This is a genomic window from Paraburkholderia sp. J7, from assembly GCF_905220155.1.
Taxonomy (GTDB): domain Bacteria; phylum Pseudomonadota; class Gammaproteobacteria; order Burkholderiales; family Burkholderiaceae; genus Paraburkholderia.
Map to the genome: position 1 here is coordinate 1 of NZ_CAJMYZ010000117.1, position 365 is coordinate 365.

Annotated in this window: 1 protein-coding gene; it reads left to right on the forward strand. The window is 64.7% G+C overall.

Annotated elements, in window-relative coordinates; genetic code table 11:
* On the forward strand, positions 1-365 hold a 365-nt coding region (locus U5A58_RS40580; protein WP_321965470.1), incomplete at both ends, for a branched-chain amino acid ABC transporter permease.

Genomic DNA, 365 nt, shown 5'->3' on the forward strand with positions numbered 1-365 from the left:
GATCGCCGAGAATCCGAACAATGCCTCGCTGATGGGCGTGAACCCGAACTTCGTGATCTCGGCCACGTTCATGATCGGCTCGGCGCTCGCGGCGCTGGCCGGCGTGATGATCGCCTCGGAATACGGCAACGCGCACTTCTACATGGGTTTCATCCCCGGCATGAAGGCCTTCACGGCGGCCGTGCTGGGCGGTATCGGCAACCTCGGCGGCGCGATGGTCGGCGGCGTGGTGCTCGGTCTGATCGAGCAGCTCGGCGCAGGCTACATCGGCAACCTGACCGGCGGGGTGTTCGGCAGTAACTACCAGGACGTCTTCGCATTCATCGTGCTGATCGTCGTGCTCGTGTTCCGTCCGTCGGGGCTGC